General features: G+C 60.1%; 16 protein-coding genes. 7 read left to right on the forward strand and 9 right to left on the reverse strand.

Annotated elements, in window-relative coordinates; all coding sequences use genetic code 11:
- Positions 1–4 precede the first annotated feature (4 nt).
- From lepA to lptF, 3 genes are all read right to left on the reverse strand, one after another.
- A complete protein-coding gene (gene lepA / locus ACZZ0B_RS20950) occupies positions 5–1,804 on the reverse strand; it encodes a translation elongation factor 4 (RefSeq protein ID WP_008083639.1) in 1,800 nt (599 codons plus the stop codon).
- Positions 1,805–1,977: 173 nt separating this feature from the next.
- Positions 1,978–3,039, reverse strand: a complete 1,062-nt coding sequence (gene lptG, locus ACZZ0B_RS20955) for an LPS export ABC transporter permease LptG (protein WP_008083641.1) — start codon at positions 3,037–3,039, stop codon at positions 1,978–1,980.
- Positions 3,032–4,153, reverse strand: coding sequence for an LPS export ABC transporter permease LptF (gene lptF, locus ACZZ0B_RS20960; protein WP_008083642.1), 1,122 nt, complete (start codon positions 4,151–4,153; stop codon positions 3,032–3,034). Before lptF ends, lptG begins: the two co-directional genes overlap by 8 nt.
- A 308-nt stretch (positions 4,154–4,461) precedes the next feature.
- Here lptF and ACZZ0B_RS20965 point away from each other — a divergent pair, with 308 nt between their 5' ends.
- The 5 genes from ACZZ0B_RS20965 (at position 4,462) to rlmF (ending at position 11,140) form a co-directional block, all read left to right on the forward strand.
- Complete coding sequence (locus ACZZ0B_RS20965) at positions 4,462–5,952, forward strand: leucyl aminopeptidase (protein ID WP_440093372.1); 1,491 nt, start codon at positions 4,462–4,464, stop codon at positions 5,950–5,952.
- Positions 5,953–6,012: 60 nt separating this feature from the next.
- Positions 6,013–6,441 carry a DNA polymerase III subunit chi gene (locus ACZZ0B_RS20970; RefSeq protein WP_008083644.1) on the forward strand — a complete coding sequence of 143 codons (429 nt, stop codon included), beginning with the start codon at positions 6,013–6,015 and terminating at the stop codon, positions 6,439–6,441.
- Between the two features lie 8 nt (positions 6,442–6,449).
- Positions 6,450–6,845 (forward strand): DNA polymerase III subunit chi, encoded by a 396-nt coding sequence (locus ACZZ0B_RS20975; protein ID WP_440093368.1) that lies wholly within the window; start codon positions 6,450–6,452, stop codon positions 6,843–6,845.
- A gap of 191 nt (positions 6,846–7,036) precedes the next feature.
- Complete coding sequence (locus ACZZ0B_RS20980; protein WP_440093366.1) at positions 7,037–9,883, forward strand: valine--tRNA ligase; 2,847 nt, start codon at positions 7,037–7,039, stop codon at positions 9,881–9,883.
- A 237-nt stretch (positions 9,884–10,120) separates the two neighbouring features.
- Entirely contained in the window at positions 10,121–11,140 is a 1,020-nt protein-coding gene (rlmF, locus tag ACZZ0B_RS20985) for a 23S rRNA (adenine(1618)-N(6))-methyltransferase RlmF (RefSeq protein ID WP_440093364.1), read from the forward strand.
- A gap of 181 nt (positions 11,141–11,321) precedes the next feature.
- Here the strand turns inward: rlmF and ACZZ0B_RS20990 are convergent, their stop codons facing one another.
- Positions 11,322–11,603 (reverse strand): HU family DNA-binding protein, encoded by a 282-nt coding sequence (locus tag ACZZ0B_RS20990; RefSeq protein ID WP_003221909.1) that lies wholly within the window; start codon positions 11,601–11,603, stop codon positions 11,322–11,324.
- Between the two features lie 520 nt (positions 11,604–12,123).
- Here ACZZ0B_RS20990 and yejK point away from each other — a divergent pair.
- Both yejK and ACZZ0B_RS21000 read left to right on the forward strand, forming a co-directional pair.
- Positions 12,124–13,128 (forward strand): nucleoid-associated protein YejK, encoded by a 1,005-nt coding sequence (gene yejK, locus ACZZ0B_RS20995; RefSeq protein WP_440093362.1) that lies wholly within the window; start codon positions 12,124–12,126, stop codon positions 13,126–13,128.
- Positions 13,128–13,478 carry a glutaredoxin family protein gene (locus tag ACZZ0B_RS21000; RefSeq protein WP_008083649.1) on the forward strand — a complete coding sequence of 117 codons (351 nt, stop codon included), beginning with the start codon at positions 13,128–13,130 and terminating at the stop codon, positions 13,476–13,478. The genes yejK and ACZZ0B_RS21000 overlap by 1 nt, the downstream gene beginning before the upstream one ends.
- Positions 13,479–13,561: 83 nt before the next feature.
- Here ACZZ0B_RS21000 and ACZZ0B_RS21005 read toward each other — a convergent pair whose 3' ends face one another.
- The 5 genes from ACZZ0B_RS21005 to ACZZ0B_RS21025 form a co-directional block, all read right to left on the reverse strand.
- The gene (locus ACZZ0B_RS21005; protein ID WP_008083650.1) at positions 13,562–14,497 is read right to left on the reverse strand and encodes a glutathione S-transferase family protein; all 936 of its coding nucleotides are present in this window, start codon (positions 14,495–14,497) and stop codon (positions 13,562–13,564) included.
- Positions 14,498–14,581: 84 nt separating this feature from the next.
- A complete protein-coding gene (locus ACZZ0B_RS21010; RefSeq protein ID WP_008083651.1) occupies positions 14,582–14,884 on the reverse strand; it encodes a GIY-YIG nuclease family protein in 303 nt (100 codons plus the stop codon).
- 39 nt (positions 14,885–14,923) lie between these two features.
- On the reverse strand, positions 14,924–15,394 hold the full coding sequence (locus ACZZ0B_RS21015) for a nuclear transport factor 2 family protein (protein ID WP_440093360.1): 471 nt from the start codon (positions 15,392–15,394) through the stop codon (positions 14,924–14,926).
- Positions 15,395–15,586: 192 nt separating this feature from the next.
- Entirely contained in the window at positions 15,587–16,891 is a 1,305-nt protein-coding gene (locus tag ACZZ0B_RS21020) for a CynX/NimT family MFS transporter (protein ID WP_440093359.1), read from the reverse strand.
- A complete protein-coding gene (locus ACZZ0B_RS21025) occupies positions 16,881–17,540 on the reverse strand; it encodes a FadR/GntR family transcriptional regulator (protein WP_463546152.1) in 660 nt (219 codons plus the stop codon). The genes ACZZ0B_RS21020 and ACZZ0B_RS21025 overlap by 11 nt, the downstream gene beginning before the upstream one ends.
- Between the last annotated feature and the right edge of the window lie 25 nt (positions 17,541–17,565).

The raw sequence follows: 17,565 nt of genomic DNA on the forward strand, positions 1-17,565 counted from the left end.
GGACCTAACTATCCAACCTGAGCACTGCAAGGAAGGCTTCTTGTGGAATTTCCACGTTGCCGACCTGCTTCATGCGTTTCTTACCGGCCTTTTGCTTCTCGAGCAGTTTCTTCTTACGGCTGACGTCACCACCGTAGCATTTGGCCAATACGTTCTTTCTGAGTGCCTTGACGGTTGTCCGGGCAACGATCTGACCACCAATGGCAGCCTGAATCGCTACGTCGAACATCTGACGCGGAATCAGTTCTTTCATCTTCTCGGTCAACTGGCGACCTTTGTAGTGCGAGTTGTCACGGTGCACGATCAATGCGAGGGCATCGACCTTGTCGCCGTTGATCAGCACGTCCAGTTTCACCAGATTAGCCGATTGGTAACGATCGAAGTGGTAGTCCAGCGAAGCATAGCCGCGGCTGGTGGATTTGAGACGGTCGAAGAAGTCCAGCACCACTTCGTTCATCGGCAAGTCGTAAGTGACCTGCACCTGATTGCCGAGGAACAGCATGTCGACTTGAACGCCACGCTTCTCGATGCACAGAGTGATGACGTTACCCAAGTGCTCTTGCGGCACGAGGATATTGGCGCGCACGATCGGCTCGCGCATGTCTTCGATCGACGACACATCCGGCAGCTTGGATGGGTTGTCGACGTAAATCGTTTCACCGGTTTTCAGCACCAGTTCAAAAATCACCGTCGGCGCCGTGGTGATCAGGTCCAGGTCGTACTCGCGCTCGAGGCGCTCCTGGATGATTTCCATGTGCAGCATGCCGAGGAAGCCGCAACGGAAGCCGAAGCCCAGGGCATCGGAGCTTTCCGGGGTGTATTGCAGCGACGAGTCGTTGAGGGTCAGCTTCTGCAGCGCTTCGCGGAAATCTTCGAAGTCGTCGGAGCTGACCGGGAAAAGACCGGCGTAAACCTGTGGCTGGATGCGTTTGAAGCCGGGCAGCACTTCAACGTCCGGGGTCGAGGCCAGGGTCAGAGTGTCACCAACCGGTGCACCGTGAATGTCCTTGATGCTGGCGATGATGAAGCCTACTTCGCCGGCTTTCAGATCCGTGGTGGCGGTGTGTTTCGGGTTGAACACGCCCACGCTGTCTACCAGGTGGATCTTGCCGGTGGACTTGACGAGGATCTTGTCGCCCTTCTTCACGCGACCATGACGCACACGCACCAGGGAAACAACGCCCAGGTAGTTGTCGAACCAGGAGTCGATGATCAACGCTTGCAGCGGATCTTCGATGTTGCCGGTCGGCGCAGGAATGGTGTGCACCAGACGCTCGAGCACTTCGTCGACACCCAGGCCGGTTTTGGCGCTGCAGGTGACGGCGTCGGTGGCATCGATGCCGATGATCTTCTCGATTTCGTCCTTGACGCGATCAGGATCGGCCTGTGGCAGGTCGATCTTGTTCAGTACCGGCATGACCTCAAGGCCCTGCTCGATGGCGGTGTAGCAGTTGGCCACGGACTGGGCTTCAACGCCTTGACCGGCATCGACCACCAGCAGTGCACCTTCACACGCGGCCAGGGAACGGCTGACTTCGTAGGTGAAGTCGACGTGACCCGGGGTGTCAATGAAGTTCAGCTGATACTTGATGCCGTCTTTGGCGGTGTAATACAGGGTGACGCTGTGGGCCTTGATGGTGATCCCGCGTTCACGTTCCAGATCCATGGAATCCAGTACCTGGGCTTCCATTTCACGCTCGGCCAGGCCGCCGCACATCTGGATGAAGCGATCGGCCAGCGTCGACTTGCCATGGTCAATGTGGGCGATGATGGAGAAATTGCGGATATGACTCAAATCACTCACGGATCAACACTCAAAAAGGCTGCAGGCATAGCCCGCCGAAAAATAGCCGGGAATTGTACCTGATACACGGCGCAAGCGTCACGTTCACCTGTCACCCGGATTGCATGCAAAAACGCCCCGATCTGTCGACCGAGGCGTTTTCGAGGTTTAAAGCACGGGTATTTCGCCCGTCATCAACCGGCTCTTCGCAGCAGCCAGACACCCGCCAGCGCACAGACACCCGCCGGCACCAGCACCGCGAACAACGGCGAGAAACCGAACACCAGACTCGAAGGGCCGAGCAAATCCTGGACGATACGGAAGGTGAAGCCCACCAGTACGCCGGTGAACACACGCTGACCGAGGGTCACCGAACGCAACGGGCCGAAGATGAAGGAAATCGCCATCAGCACTAGGGCGGCAGTGACCAGCGGTTGCAACACCTTGACCCAAAATGCCAGCCAGTAGCGACCGTTGCTCAGTCCCTGTTCGGACAGATAGTGGATGTAACCCCACAAGCCACTGATCGACAGCGATTCCGGCGCCATGACCACGGTGCTGAGCAATTGCGGGCTCAGCGACACGTCCCAACGCTCGGTCGGAGTGTTCACCACCTCAGTGTTGCGCTCATGAAAAACCGTGGTCGCGACGTCGGTGAGCTGCCAATGATTACCGTCGAACTCGGCCTTCTTGGCGAAGCTCGAACTGAGCAGATGGCGTTCCTTGTCGAAGTGGTAGCGGGTCACGCCATACAGCAGGCCGTTCGGTTGCACCGCGTTGATGTGGATGAACTCGTCACCCTGACGGTGCCACATACCGTGCTTGGCACTTTGCGCATCGCCGCTGCCCTGGGCCAGCGAGCGATTGGCCTGAGCCATGCTTTCCGTGGCTGGCGCGACGTATTCGCCGATCAGCACACCGGCCAGCATCAGCACCAGCATTGGCTTCATCACCGCCCAGACAATACGGCCGATCGACACGCCCGCTGCACGCATGACCGTCAGCTCACTGCTGCTGGCCAGACTGCCGAGGCCGATCAGACAGCCGATCAGCGCCGCCATCGGCAGCATTTCGTAGAGACGGCGTGGCGCGGTCAGCAAGACGAAGCTCAGCACGTCAAGCAGGGTGTAGGTGTCGCTGACGTCGCCCATTTCATCGATAAAGGCAAACAGCGTCGCCAGACCGAGGATGATCGCCAACACGGCGATGATCGCCATGAACACGCTGCTGCCGATATAGCGGTCGAGTTTAACCACGAGCCACCTCCAGCGCAGCAGAGCGTCGGCTGGCCATCTTCAGACGCAACGGCTCCCAATAGAGCAGGCCGAGACCGATGACCAGGAAGATCGCGTGCACCCACCACAGACCGAGGGCCGGCGGGATCTTGCCTTTTTCAAGGGCGCCGCGAGCGGCAATCAGGATGGTCAGGTAAGCCATATAAAGAAGAATCGCCGGCAGCAGCTTGAGGAAACGCCCCTGGCGCGGGTTCACGCGCGACAGCGGCACCGCCATCAGGGTCACGATAAATACCAGCAGTGGCAGGGACAGACGCCACTGCAGCTCGGTGCGCGAGCGAATATCGTCGCTGCCCAACAGGGCCGATGTCGGCATGGCGTCGCGGTCGGTGACCTCTTCGCTGACGTCTGGCTTGGGCAGTTGCACGCCATAGGTCTCGTAATGAATCGCTCGGTAGTCGGCCTGACCCGGACTGCCGTCATAGCGGTAGCCATTGTCGAGAATCAGGTAACGGTTACCGTCGGGACGCACTTCCTGCCGGCCCTTCTCGGCCACCAGCACGGAAATCCCGCGATCCTTCTGATCGGCACCGAGGTTTTTCTGCGAGATGAACACGCTGCCCAGATTGACGCGATCGTCGCTCAGGGTTTCGGTGTAGGTCACCCGAGTGCCGTCACGCAGCGCCTGAAAACGGCCAGGCTCAAGGGTGTCGAATTCGGTCAGGGCATCCTGCTTGTTCAGCAGCAACTGAAACTGGTTGGCACCTTGCGGGGCCAGGCCAAGGCTCAGCCATGCCACCACCAACGCCACCAGGGTCGCCGGAAACAGGGTCATGCGAAACAGCTTCTGCTGGCTCATGCCGGTGGCCGAGAGCACGGTCATTTCGCTTTCGAGGTACAGGCGCCCGTAAGCCAGCAAGATCCCGAGAAACAGGCCCAGCGGCAGAATCAGTTGCAGGAACCCCGGCAGACGAAAGCCCATGATCAGGAACAAAGAACCCGGATCGAGCTGGCCGGCAGCGGCCTGAGCGAGGTATTTGATGAAACGACCGCTCATGATGATGACCAGCAGCACGGCACTCACGGCACTGAGGGTCAACAGGACTTCGCGGGACAGATAACGGAAGACGATCAAACCAGACACTCCAGGGTTGTCAGGCTAAGGCGGCCAAACAAGCAAACACATCGACCGGCCCGCAACGCAGAGCCGTCGAAAAAAGATGCGGCATTATCCTGTGATTGAGGGCGCCTGTCACTGCGCACACTCATCCATGTCTGTAATCCTTTGCAGATCGTACAACCGAGGGTTGTCAGGCGCGGGGAGCGAGGTTCAAACTGCGGCCCTTGTCGCAGGCTTTGGCCTGCGCCTCTTCTCTCTATAAGCAGGCGACTGCGGCCACCGTCGAACGCCTGCGTGTTGACCATTCATTCAGGGATCCGCACATGGAACTGGTTGTAAAAAGCGTTAGCCCGGAAACGTTGAAAACCGCCACCCTGGTGGTTGCCGTCGGTGAAGGCCGCAAACTCGGCGCCGCCGCCAAGCAGGTCGACGAACTGAGCGGTGGCGCGATCAGCGCCGTCCTCAAGCGTGGCGATCTGGCCGGCAAAGTCGGACAAAGCCTGCTGCTGCACAGCCTGCCAAACCTCAAAGCCGAGCGCGTGCTGCTGGTCGGCGTTGGCAAGGATGAAGAGCTGGGCGATCGTCCGTTCCGTAAAATCGTTGCTGGCATCCTCAATACGCTGAAAGGTCTGAACGGCAGCGACGCCGTGCTGGCGCTGGATGAAGTTATTGTCAAAAACCGCGACAGCTACGGCAAAACCCGTCTGCTGGCGGAAACCCTGGTAGATGGCGAATATACCTTCGACCAATTCAAGAGCCAGAAAGCCGAACCGCGCGCGCTGAAGAAAATCACCCTGCTGACCATCAAGGCCGCCCAGGCCGAAGTGCAGCGCGCCGTGAACCACGCGACCGCTATCGCCAACGGCATGGCCTTCACCCGCGATCTGGGCAACCTGCCGCCAAACATCTGCCACCCGACCTTCCTTGGCGAACAAGCGAAGAACCTGGGCAAAGAATTCAAGGATCTGAAAGTCGAAGTCCTCGACGAGAAGAAGATCAAATCCCTCGGCATGGGCTCGTTCTACGCCGTCGGCCAAGGCAGCGAGCAGCCACCGCGCCTGATCGTCATGCAATACAACGGCGGCAAGAAATCCGAGAAGCCGTACGCGCTCGTCGGTAAAGGCATCACCTTCGACACCGGCGGCATCAGCCTGAAACCGGGCGCCGGCATGGATGAAATGAAGTACGACATGGGCGGCGCTGCCTCGGTGTTCGGTACCTTGCGCGCCGTGCTTGAGCTGAAACTGCCGATCAACCTGGTGTGCATCCTCGCTTGCGCGGAAAACATGCCGAGCGGCAATGCGACGCGTCCGGGCGACATCGTCACCACCATGAGCGGCCAGACCGTGGAAATCCTCAACACCGACGCCGAAGGCCGTCTGGTGCTGTGCGATGCGCTGACCTACTCCGAGCGCTTCAAGCCACAAGCGGTAATCGACATCGCCACCCTGACCGGCGCATGCGTCGTTGCTCTGGGCGCGCACACCTCGGGCTTGCTGGGCAACAACGACGAACTGATCGACCAACTGCTCAGCGCCGGCAAGGCAGCCGACGACCGCGCCTGGCAACTGCCGTTGTTCGACGAGTATCAAGAACAGCTGGACAGCCCGTTCGCCGACATCGCCAACATCGGTGGCCCGAAAGCCGGCACCATCACGGCGGCGTGCTTCCTGTCGCGCTTCACCAAGAACCTCAACTGGGCGCACCTGGACATCGCGGGCACCGCATGGACCAGCGGCGGCAAGGACAAAGGCGCCACTGGCCGTCCGGTGCCATTGCTGACCCAATACCTGCTCGATCGCGCCAAAGCCTGACACCGCTGATGGGCGGCGGCGTCACTCTCGGGTGACGCCGCTTGCCGCTCTGGAACCGCAATGACCAAAGTCGACTTCTATATTCTGCCCAGCGCCGACCCTTCGGCTCGCCTGGACTTTGCCTGCAAGCTCACCGAAAAAGCCTGGCGCATGGGCCACCGCATCTATCTGCATTGCCGCGATGCCGCCCAGCGTGACGATCTCGATGCGCGCCTGTGGGCGTTCAAGGGCGAAAGCTTCGTGCCGCACGGCCCCGCCGACAGCGAGCCGGACGGCTTGATCGTGCTGGGTGTGGGCGATGACTGCGGTCAGCATCAGGATTTGCTGGTCAATCTCGACCTGAAAGTCCCGGCCTTCGCCAACAAGTTCGCCCGAGTGGCGGAAGTGGTGGTCGAAGACCCGACGATTCGTGCCGCGGCGCGGGAGAGTTTTCGCTTCTACCGCGAACAGGGCTATCCTCTGCAAGATCACCGTTTACAGCGACTCTGAGCATTCCAATGGACACTCCGAAACCGCAGCAAAAGCCGACACACCTGCTCGACGATCTCGAATCGATCCGTCAGCTGCTCGGCGACGACAACCTGCAACCGCCACTGCTGACCGACACGGTCGAGGATGGCGAACAGGAACAGATTCCGATGTTGTTTGACTCTGTCGGCGCTGAGCCGGCTGCTGTCGAACCACCTCCCGCGCCGGTCCCGACACCCGCCGCACCGCCTGCGGCTCCTGCAAATAAAGGCCCGGACGCCCTGCTCCACCTCGACAGCGAACTGCGCGCCGCCGCGCAATTGATCATGCAAGACGTGATCGACGACTTCGCCCCGCACATCGAAACCGAAATCAAACGCCGCCTCGATGCGCGCATGGAACGCCTCCTCAGCCAATACGAATAAACGCTCCTGTAGGAGCTGCCGCTGGCTGCGATCTTTTGATTATGATTTTAAAAAACAAGATCAAAAGATCGCAGCCTTCGGCAGCTCCTACATTTAGATCTCCATCCGGCCTGCCCCGCTCGCCCTCGGCCCCATGCCCCGCTATACTCGTCGGCTTTTCCTGAATTAATGCCAATAGGGTCCCGCCGCGCATGGATAAGACCTACCAGCCGCACGCCATTGAAACTTCCTGGTACAACACCTGGGAGTCCGAGAACTACTTCGCCCCGCAAGGCGCGGGCGACTCCTACACCATCATGATCCCGCCGCCGAACGTCACCGGCAGCCTGCACATGGGTCACGGTTTCAACAACGCGATCATGGACGCCCTGATCCGTTTCCGCCGCATGCAGGGTCGCAACACCCTGTGGCAGCCGGGCACCGACCACGCCGGTATCGCCACGCAGATGCTGGTGGAGCGTCAACTCGAAGCCCAGGGCCAGAATCGCCACGATCTGGGTCGCGAAAAATTCCTCGAGAAAGTCTGGGAATGGAAGGATCAGTCCGGCGGCAACATCAGCCGTCAGATCCGCCGCCTCGGCTCGTCCGTGGACTGGAGCCGCGAGCGCTTCACCATGGACGACGGCCTCTCGGAAGCGGTTAAAGAAGCGTTCGTGCGCCTGCACGAAGACGGTCTGATCTACCGCGGCAAGCGTCTGGTCAACTGGGACACCAAACTGCACACGGCGATTTCCGACCTCGAAGTGGAAAACCACGACGAAAAAGGTTTCCTGTGGAACCTGAAGTACCCGCTGGCCGACGGCGCGAAAACAGCTGAAGGCAACGATTTCCTGATCGTCGCGACCACCCGTCCGGAAACCATGCTCGGCGACTCCGCCGTCGCGGTGAACCCGAACGACGAGCGCTACAAAGCCCTGATCGGCAAGTTTGTCGAGCTGCCACTGGTTGGCCGCCGCATCCCGATCATCGCCGACGATTACTGCGACCCTGAGTTCGGCACCGGCTGCGTGAAAATCACCCCGGCCCACGATTTCAACGACTACGAAGTCGGCAAGCGCCACAACCTGCCGCTGATGAACATCTTCGACAAGAACGCCAACGTGCTGCCCGCAGCCCAGGTGTTCAATCTCGACGGTACGCTGAACGAAAGCATCGACGGCGCAATTCCGGCCGAGTACGCCGGTCTTGAGCGTTTCGAAGCGCGCAAGCAGATCGTCGCTGCGTTCGACGCCGCCGGCCTGCTGGTCAGCGTTGACGATCACAACCTGAAAGTGCCGAAAGGCGACCGTTCGGGCACCGTGATCGAGCCGTGGCTGACCGACCAGTGGTACGTGTCGACCAAGCCTTTGGCCGAGCCTGCGATTGCTGCCGTTGAAGACGGTCGCATTCAGTTCGTGCCGAAGCAGTACGAAAACATGTACTTCTCGTGGATGCGCGACATTCAGGATTGGTGCATCAGCCGTCAGCTGTGGTGGGGCCACCGGATTCCGGCCTGGTACGACGAGTCGGGCAAAGTCTATGTCGGTCGCGACGAAGCCGAAGTGCGTGCCAAGCACAACCTTGGCCCGGACGTGGCGCTGCAACAGGACAATGACGTACTCGACACCTGGTTCAGTTCCGGCTTGTGGACGTTCTCCACTCTGGGCTGGCCGGAAAAGACCGAATTCCTGAAGAAATTCCACTCCACCGACGTGCTGGTGACGGGCTTCGACATCATTTTCTTCTGGGTTGCCCGGATGATCATGCTGACCATGCACCTGATCAAGAACGAGGACGGCACGCCGCAGGTGCCGTTCAAGACCGTCTATGTGCATGGTCTGGTGCGTGATGGCCAGGGCCAGAAGATGTCCAAGTCCAAGGGCAACGTCCTTGACCCGCTGGACATCATCGACGGTATCGAGCTGGAAGACCTGGTGCAGAAGCGCACCTCTGGCCTGATGCAGCCGAAACTGGCGAAGAAGATCGAGAAGCAGACCCGCGACGAGTTCGCCGACGGCATCGCCAGCTACGGCACCGACGCCCTGCGCTTCACCTTCTGCTCGCTGGCTTCGACCGGTCGCGACATCAAGTTCGACATGGGCCGCGTTGAAGGCTATCGCAACTTCTGCAACAAGATCTGGAACGCCGCGCGTTACGTTCTGGACAAGGGCGAAGATTGCGGCCAGAACGGCGAAGCCTACGAGCTGTCGCTGGCGGATCGCTGGATCATCTCGCAGCTGCAACGCACCGAAGCCGAAGTGACCCGTCAACTCGATCAGTTCCGTTTCGACCTCGCCGCGCAAGCGCTGTACGAGTTCATCTGGAACCAGTATTGCGACTGGTACCTGGAACTGTCCAAGCCAGTGCTGTGGGACGAGAACGCGCCGGTTGAGCGTCAGCGCGGCACTCGCCGTACGCTGGTTCGCGTGCTCGAAGTGGCGCTGCGTCTGGCGCATCCGTTCATGCCGTTCATCACTGAAGAAATCTGGCAGCGCATCGCGCCGCTGGCCGGCATTCAGGGCAAGACGATCATGCTGCAGTCTTGGCCAGTGGCCAATGAAGAACGCATTGATCCGGCCGCCGAGAACGACATCGAATGGCTCAAGGAACTGATGCTCGGCACGCGCAACATCCGTGGCGAAATGAACATCGGCCCGGGCAAGCCACTGCCGATCTACCTGAAGAACGTCAGCGCTGAAGACCAGCGCCGCCTGACCGAGAACGAAGCGCTGCTGAAGAAGCTGGCGCGTCTGGAATCGATCACCGTTCTGGCGGCTGGCGAAGAAGCACCGTTGTCCGCCACCGCACTGGTTGGCGAGATGGAAGTGCTGGTGCCGATGGCCGGTCTGATCGACAAGGGCGCCGAGCTGGCGCGTCTGGACAAGGAAATCCTGCGTCTGCAGGGCGAAGTCCAGCGTGTGGGCGGCAAACTGTCCAACGCCGGTTTCGTTGACAAGGCTCCGGCCGAAGTCATCGAGAAGGAACGCGCCAAACTGGCCGAGGCTGAACAGGCCCTGGCCAAACTGGCCGAGCAGCACGCGCGGATTGCCAGCCTGTAACGGCGAATCGCACTGAAAAAGGGAGGCCCAAGTGGCCTCCCTTTTTCATTCCCGCACATTTCCCCTGTAGGAGCTGCCGAAGGCTGCGATCTTTTGATCTGGCTTTTAAAAACCAAGATCAAAAGATCGTCCGATCGCGGCCCGAGCCGGCGGCAGCTCCTACATGGGATCGGCGCATAGCTCGTCAATGTGGGACAATACCCGCCACTTTCAGCCATACCCGAATCGACCACGCCCATGAACGCCCCCCGCACCCCCAAACCTGCGCGCAAGAAGCCTGACTCCGCGACCCCGGCCAAGGCCGTCGAGCCGCGCGAAAAGGCCAGCCTGCACCCGCGCAATCGCCATCAGGGTCGTTACGACTTCCCGGCGCTGATCAAGACCACGCCGGAACTGGCGAAGTTCGTGATCACCAACCCGTACGGCAAGGAAAGCATCGACTTCGCCAGCCCCGATGCGGTGCGCGTGTTCAACCGGGCGCTGCTCAAGTCGTTTTATGGCATCCAGCATTGGGACATCCCGGCAGACTACCTGTGCCCGCCGGTGCCGGGCCGGGCCGATTACGTGCACTTCCTCGCGGATTTGTTGGCGAGCATGAACGACGGCAAGGTGCCGCGCGGCGCAATCGTCAACGTGCTGGACATCGGCATGGGCGCCAACTGCGTGTATCCGCTGATCGGTAACAGCGAATACCGCTGGCACTTCCTTGGCTCGGAGATCGACCCGACGGCGGTGGCTGCTGCCAAGGCCATCGTTCAGTCCAACGACCTGAGCAAGGTCATCCAGCTGCGCCAACAGGAAAACCGCAAGCACATCCTGATTGGCCTGCTGGAGCCGGGCGAGCGCTTTGACCTGACCATGTGCAACCCGCCGTTCCACGCCTCGATGGACGAAGCGACCAAGGGCAGCGAGCGCAAATGGCGTGCGCTGGGCAAGGCCGATCCGAAACGTAAACTGCCGGTGCTGAACTTCGGTGGCCAGTCGGCCGAGCTGTGGTGTGAAGGCGGCGAAGCGCGATTCGTGACGCAACTGATCGCCGAGAGCGCGAATTTCCAGCACAAGGTGCTGTGGTTCAGCACACTGGTGTCGAAGGCGTCGAACCTGCCAGCCATTGAAATTGCACTGAAAAAGGCCGGCGTGCTGGAAAGCCAGGTCGTGGAGATGTCGCAGGGCCAGAAGCAGAGCCGCTTTGTGGCGTGGACGTTCCAGACCAAGTCCGAGCAGCAGATCTGGCGCCGCGAGCGCTGGGTTCGCTAACCCTGCTCGGCCCCCTGTAGGAGCTGCGGCACGCTGCGATCTTTTGATCTTGATTGATTTTTAAACACAAAATCAAAAGATCGCAGCGTGCCGCAGCTCCTACAGGGGTAATGCGTCAAATCGCAGGCACAAAAAAACCGTGCCCGGATCACTCCGGTGCACGGTTTTTTATTGCTGCGTCTTACTTGTTCACAGCGTCGGTCAGGCCTTTGGCCACAACCAGCTTGATCACTTTCTTCGCAGGGATTTCGATGGCAGCGCCAGTCGAAGGGTTACGGCCAGTGCGGGCAGGACGCTCGGTCACTTTCAGCTTGCCGATACCAGGCAAGGTGATTTCGCCGCCGTTTTCCAGCTGATCGGCAACGATTTGGCCCAGTTGGTCCAGAGCGTTACGCGCGGTGGTTTTCGGCGCGTCGATAGCTTCAGCGATGTCGGCGATCAGTTGGTCTTTAGTAAGAGCCATGTAGTGTTCCTTCCCTATCAAATTCATATGGATTGCAGAGTGCAGTGTCAGCCATCGAGCCCGATCTTCTGGATCTGGCACCCTCGGCGATAACCACGACGAGTCGGGTTATAGATGCCGAAATCAGGGTTTGGTTCGACCTGACAAATGCTGATTGCACGCTTAACGCAGTGACTTCGCGTAAGACCGGGCAAAACTAGCACAGAGACGGGGAAATATCCGCCTCTAGCTACCCATTTGGTCAGCTTTATTGCTCTAAATCGGTAAAAAACTGCATAAGCCCGTTCGCACGCCCCGGTTTTGCCCTACAACCCCCCGTTTACGCTGCCGCCAACGCAGTTTCCCCGGTTATGTAGGAGCTGCCGCAGGCGGCGATCTTTTGATTTGGCTTTTGAAAAAAACAAGATCAAAAGATCGCAGCCTGCGGCAGCTCCTACAGGAGGCCTGTGCTGAGAATCGGGTACACTGAGCGCTTTTTCGGGGGAGCCTGCCCTCCTCCCTTCCAACAGCCGAGAAGCCCATGCCGATCCGACATTGCATCGTCCACCTGATCGACAAAAAACCCGACGGCACGCCCGCAGTTCTGCACGCCCGTGACACCGAACTGGCCGAGTCTGCAGCCATCGAGAACATGCTCGCCGACCTCAACGAAAGCTATAACGCCAAACAGGGCAAAGCCTGGGGTCTGTTCCATCCGGAATCCGGCGCGTTCCCGTTCAGCGGCTGGCTGAAGGAATACATGGAAGGCGGCCAGGACTTCACCGCGTTCAGCAAAGTTGCGGTCGAGCACCTGCAAAAGCTGATGGAAGAGTCGAACCTGTCGGTCGGCGGTCACGTACTGTTCGCCCACTATCAGCAAGGCATGACCGATTACCTCGCTATCGCCCTGCTGCACCACAGCGAAGGCGTGGCGGTGACCGACGAGCTGGACGTGACCCCGTCGCGCCACCTCGACCTCGGCCAGTTGCACCTGGCGGCGCGCATCAACGTCTCCGAGTGGCAGAACAACAAGCAGTCCAAGCAGTACATCTCGTTCATCAAGGGCAAGAACGGCAAAAAGGTTTCGGAGTACTTCCGCGACTTCATCGGTTGCCAGGAAGGCGTCGACGGCCCGGGCGAGACACGCACGTTGCTCAAGGCCTTCAGCGATTTCGTCGAAAGCGAAGACCTGCCGGAAGAGTCGGCCCGCGAGAAAACCAAGACCCTGGTCGATTACGCCAGCAGCCAGGCCAAACTTGGCGAGCCGATGGGCCTGGAAGAACTCTCCGAGTTGATCGACGAAGAGCGCCCGAAAGCTTTCTACGATCACATCCGCAACAAGGACTACGGCCTGTCGCCAGAGATTCCGGCGGACAAACGCACCCTCAATCAATTCCGCCGCTTTACCGGCCGCGCCGAGGGCCTGTCGATCAGCTTTGAAGCGCACCTGCTGGGCTCGAAGATCGAGTACGACGAAGAGGCTGGCACCCTGGTGATCAAAGGTTTGCCGACGTCGCTCACCGATCAGCTGAAGCGGCGCAACTGATGCTCGGCAATGTGCTGAAGAAGGTCGCGCTGGTTCTGCTGGTGGTCGTGGTTTATCAGAACTGGGGCAAGATCGAGCGGGTGTTCAATCCGTCACAAATGGTTGCCGAGCAGACGCGGGCGCAGGCCAACGTCGTGCTCTACGCCACCGACTGGTGCGGCTACTGCAAACAGACCAAGCGTTTTCTCGACAGCAAGGGGATTGCGTTCAAGGAGTTCGACATCGAGAAGGATGCCGAGGCGCGCAAGGCGTATGAGGCATTGGGTGGACGGGGGATCCCGTTGATCGACGTCAACGGCACGTTGATTCGTGGGTTCGACCCGGACGAGATTCTCGCCGCTCTGAAATAACAGCAAGATCAAAAGATCGCAGCCTGCGGCAGCTCCTACATGAGACATATGTAGGAGCTGCCGCAGGCTGCGATCTTTTGCTTTTAGCGAGCCTCGATGCGGAAGCCGAAGCGCGGGAAGTGCACGTGCACCACGCCGCCACGCTCGTCTTCACGACGAATGATCAGCTCTTCGCGACCGGCAAACAGCAGCTCACCCACCACCGGATCAACCCCGTAATCGGTCGCGGCAATTGCCACCTGCTGGCCAGCCTTGAACCCGTTTGGGTCAACGAACTGCTCATCCGGCAATGCCGCCGGGGTCGCGTTACGCGCCACCTCCAGCGCCTCTTCCGAGGTCATCGCACTCGCCGCGCCATGACCAAAGCCCAGCACTCGATTCAACCACGCAGAAACCGCCGGATACTCATCCACCAGCGGCGCCGTGACGTGCGTGGCCTTGAGGAACCACATCGGATGCGCCAGCGCGAAGTCGGCTATCGACGGCTCGCCGAACAGGTAGTCGCCCTGTTCGCGCTGCAACTGCTGCTCCAGACGCGCCATGATCGTCGGCCATTGGTGCTTGGCCTGTTCGGCGGACAAACGCGTGGCACTGCCACCTGAGAACAGGCCTGCACGGTCGGCGATAAACGCCTTGATCGCTTCCGGTGGCAGCTTGGCGAAACGCACGGCAACCGATTCCGGCTGGAACACCAGACTCACGGCATGCTGAAACACCACCGAATCAGCCCAAGTGGCAAAACTTGCGCTGGTGAACTCCTGACCTTCGGGGAAGAACGCCGGCAACGCCTTTTCCTGCTCCAGTCGACGCGCGATCAAGGAAGTGTCGCAATAGATATCAGCGCCGATCTGCAGCACCGGGGTCTTGCGATAGCCGCCGGTCAGGGCAGTCAGATCAGGTTTTGGCATCACCGGCGAGATATGCACCGAGCGCCAGGACAAGCCCTTGAACCCCAACAGCAGGCGGGCCTTCTCGGCAAATGGAGAGGTCGGGTAATGATGGAGAATCAACTCGGACATGCTCGGCTCCGCCGCTCAGATAGTGAGTCGGCAGCTTAGCGCGCATTTTGTTAGCAGCCTACAGATCTGGCTGATGGGAACCGATCAGTCAGATTGATAAGACGCAACCAGGCATTCCTTGGCGCTCTTGCGCAGCTTCTTGATCAACCGTTCCTGGCGCAAGGCGTCGCTCTTGTCGCGACAAAGTTCGGTATACACCAATGCCATGGCCGGGCTGGAAAGGAAGAAGCGCGCGCCCTTGCCGCTCTGGTGCTTGGCGAAACGACGCACGGGATCGTCGCTGATCCCGCAGTACAACGAGCCGTTGGCCGCACGAACGAGGTAGACGAACCAGGACTTGCTCACCGGTTCGGCAACATCGACAGATTTTTCGCTAAGGCTGGTCACTTCGGGATCAAGACGTGTAGGAAACAGGTCGCGATCTTATCAGCGACCGGCCTGAAATGCCTTCAGTCCCTTCAGTGCCTGCGCCCGCACGGCGTTGCGCACCAGCGGCGTCCAGCCGAGCAGCAGGCCTTTGAAACCCAGGGCCTGACGCGACCAGCGCCACAGATCGAAGTGATCGTGGTGCTCGCAGATCTTGCCGTCACGGAAGACGAAACGGGCCTGGATATCGTTGATGACAATGTTGCCGGTCTGACTGAACAGGTAGGTCGCGACCCAATGCGCGCCGCCGCTGCGCTCATCGGCGCGGACGTTGTCGAAGGTCAGCGAGAAGTCCTTGGCGCGGGTGGTGAGCATGCGCCACATGTCGCCGGCATCGCGCCCGCGCAGTTCGCCGAAGGCCGGGTCGCTGAACACCACGTCATCGGTGTAGCACGCGGCCATGCCTTCGGCATCCAGACGCTGGAAGGCTTCGTAGAACCGGGTGATCAACGCGGCGTGGACTTCACTCATGGGCAATCTCCAAAAGAGGTACAGATTGCCAGCACGATAATCTGCAAAGCGAAGAAACACTATCGGCATTCGTAAACCGAATACGGCAACCCACAAAACCCCGTAGGAGCTGCGGCACGCTGCGATCTTTTAATGTTGATTTACCAAGGATAAAAATCAAAAGATCGCAGCGTGCCGCAGCTCCTACAGGGGTCAGATTCGCTCGCTTTGCACTTGCACGTACAGCGCACGCCCGGCGCCAAGCCCGGCGATGATCGCGCCTGTGCCAATGATGCCAAAGATCCAGCCCACCGCATTCCAGCCGCCGGTCCAGTCATGCACCACGCCGACCGCGAACGGCCCCATCGACGCCAGCGTGTAACCGAAACCCTGAGACATGCTCGACAGGTTCGCCGCGACATGTGAGTCACGCGAACGCAGCACGATCAAGGTCAACGCCAGACTGAACGTCCCGCCCTGCCCCAGACCCAGCAGTATCGCCCAGCCCCACAAGCCTTCGATCGGTGCATAGAGACAGCCGAACAGACCGCCAAGGGTCAGCGCCATCACCACGACGATCGCCAGACGCTGATCCTTGCCGCGTGTCGCCAGCCACGGTGCAGCGAGCGAACTGGCGAGCTGGATGATCACCGAGCCGGACAGCACCAGACCCGCTTGAGTTGGCGTCAGGCCGCGACCGATGAGGATCGACGGCAACCAGCCGAACACGATGTAGGCCAGCGACGATTGCAGGCCCATGTACAAGGTCACCTGCCAGGCCAGCGGATCACGCAGCAGACCGCGCACGCGATAGGCGACATTGTGTGCGCCGTGTTTCTGGCCGACCTGCGGCAGCCAGAACAACGCCGCCACCAGCGCCGGGATGACCCAGAAGCCCAGGCCAATTGTCCAGTCGCCGCCAAAATGTTCACTCAACGGCACACTCGTACCCGCCGCCATTGCCGCGCCCAGGCACAGGGCCATGGTGTAGACGCCGGTCATGGTGCCGGCGTGCTTGGCGAAGTCGCGTTTGACGATGCCCGGCAGCAATACGCCGACGATGCCGATACTGGCACCGCCCAGTACGCTGCCGGCGAACAAACCGATTTCACCAAAGCTGCTGCGCAAAATGATGCCGCAAGCCAGTGTCAGCAGGATTCCCAGCACCACGCGTTCGGCGCCAAAACGTCTTGCCAGAATCGGCGCCAGCGGCGCGAACAAACCCAGGCACAGCACCGGCAGCGTGGTCAGCAAACCGGCTTGCGCCGCCGACAAGCCGAGGCTTTTCGACACTTCGCTGAGCAGCGGCGCCATGCTCGACAGCGCCGGGCGCAAATTCAGCGCGACCAGAATCAGACCCAGCAACAACAGCCACGGGCGGCGGACCAGCGGATGGCTTTGTTGCACTTGCTCGTCATCGGCCTCGGCGTCGATCAGCAGCTCTTCAAGCTCAGCCGTGCGTTTCGGGGTTGTGGATATCTCACTGCGGGACATGGATTTCTCGGTTTCAAGGTTCATTGATCAACTGCCTCGACAAGGCTTTGGCCCGCTCCGGGTCGCGTTGTTCGACCGCATCGAGCAACTCGATGTGCAGGTCGAACACTTCCTGACGGCGCGGGACGATGTTCAGGGTCTGGCGCAACTGCGCGCCGACGATGCTGGAGAAATAGCCGTACAGCTCGCTGAGGGCCGGGTTGTGCGCGGCGTCGACCAAGCGGCGGTGGAACACCAGATCGCAAGCGATGAAGGTGTCGAGGTCGCCGTGGTAGTGACTGCCGCTGGTGCCCAATGCTTCGCGCAATGCGACAAGGTCTTCGTCGGTACGCCGCAACGCCGCCAGGCCAATGGCCTCGACTTCAAGGATGTGCCGGGTTTCCCGTGCCTGCTCCAGCGAGCAGCGCGACAACGCTTTCAGCGTATCGAGCGGGTCGACCAACGCGCGCAGGTAACTGCCATCGCCCTGGCGAATCTCGATCAATCCGGAAAACGCCAGCACGCGCATGGCTTCACGCACCGTGTTGCGGCTGATGCCGAGCTCGGCGCACAGCTCGGGTTCGGTTGGTAAACGCTCGCCAACCTCCCAGGCACCGCTGTTGATGCGCTGACGGAGCTGATCCAGGGCCTGATCGACCAAGGATCGCTTGATGAGTGGAAAAATGTCTGACATAGGATTCGCCCTTTCATCCAATCAT

The sequence above is a fragment of the Pseudomonas sp. AC247 genome (assembly GCF_979258015.1).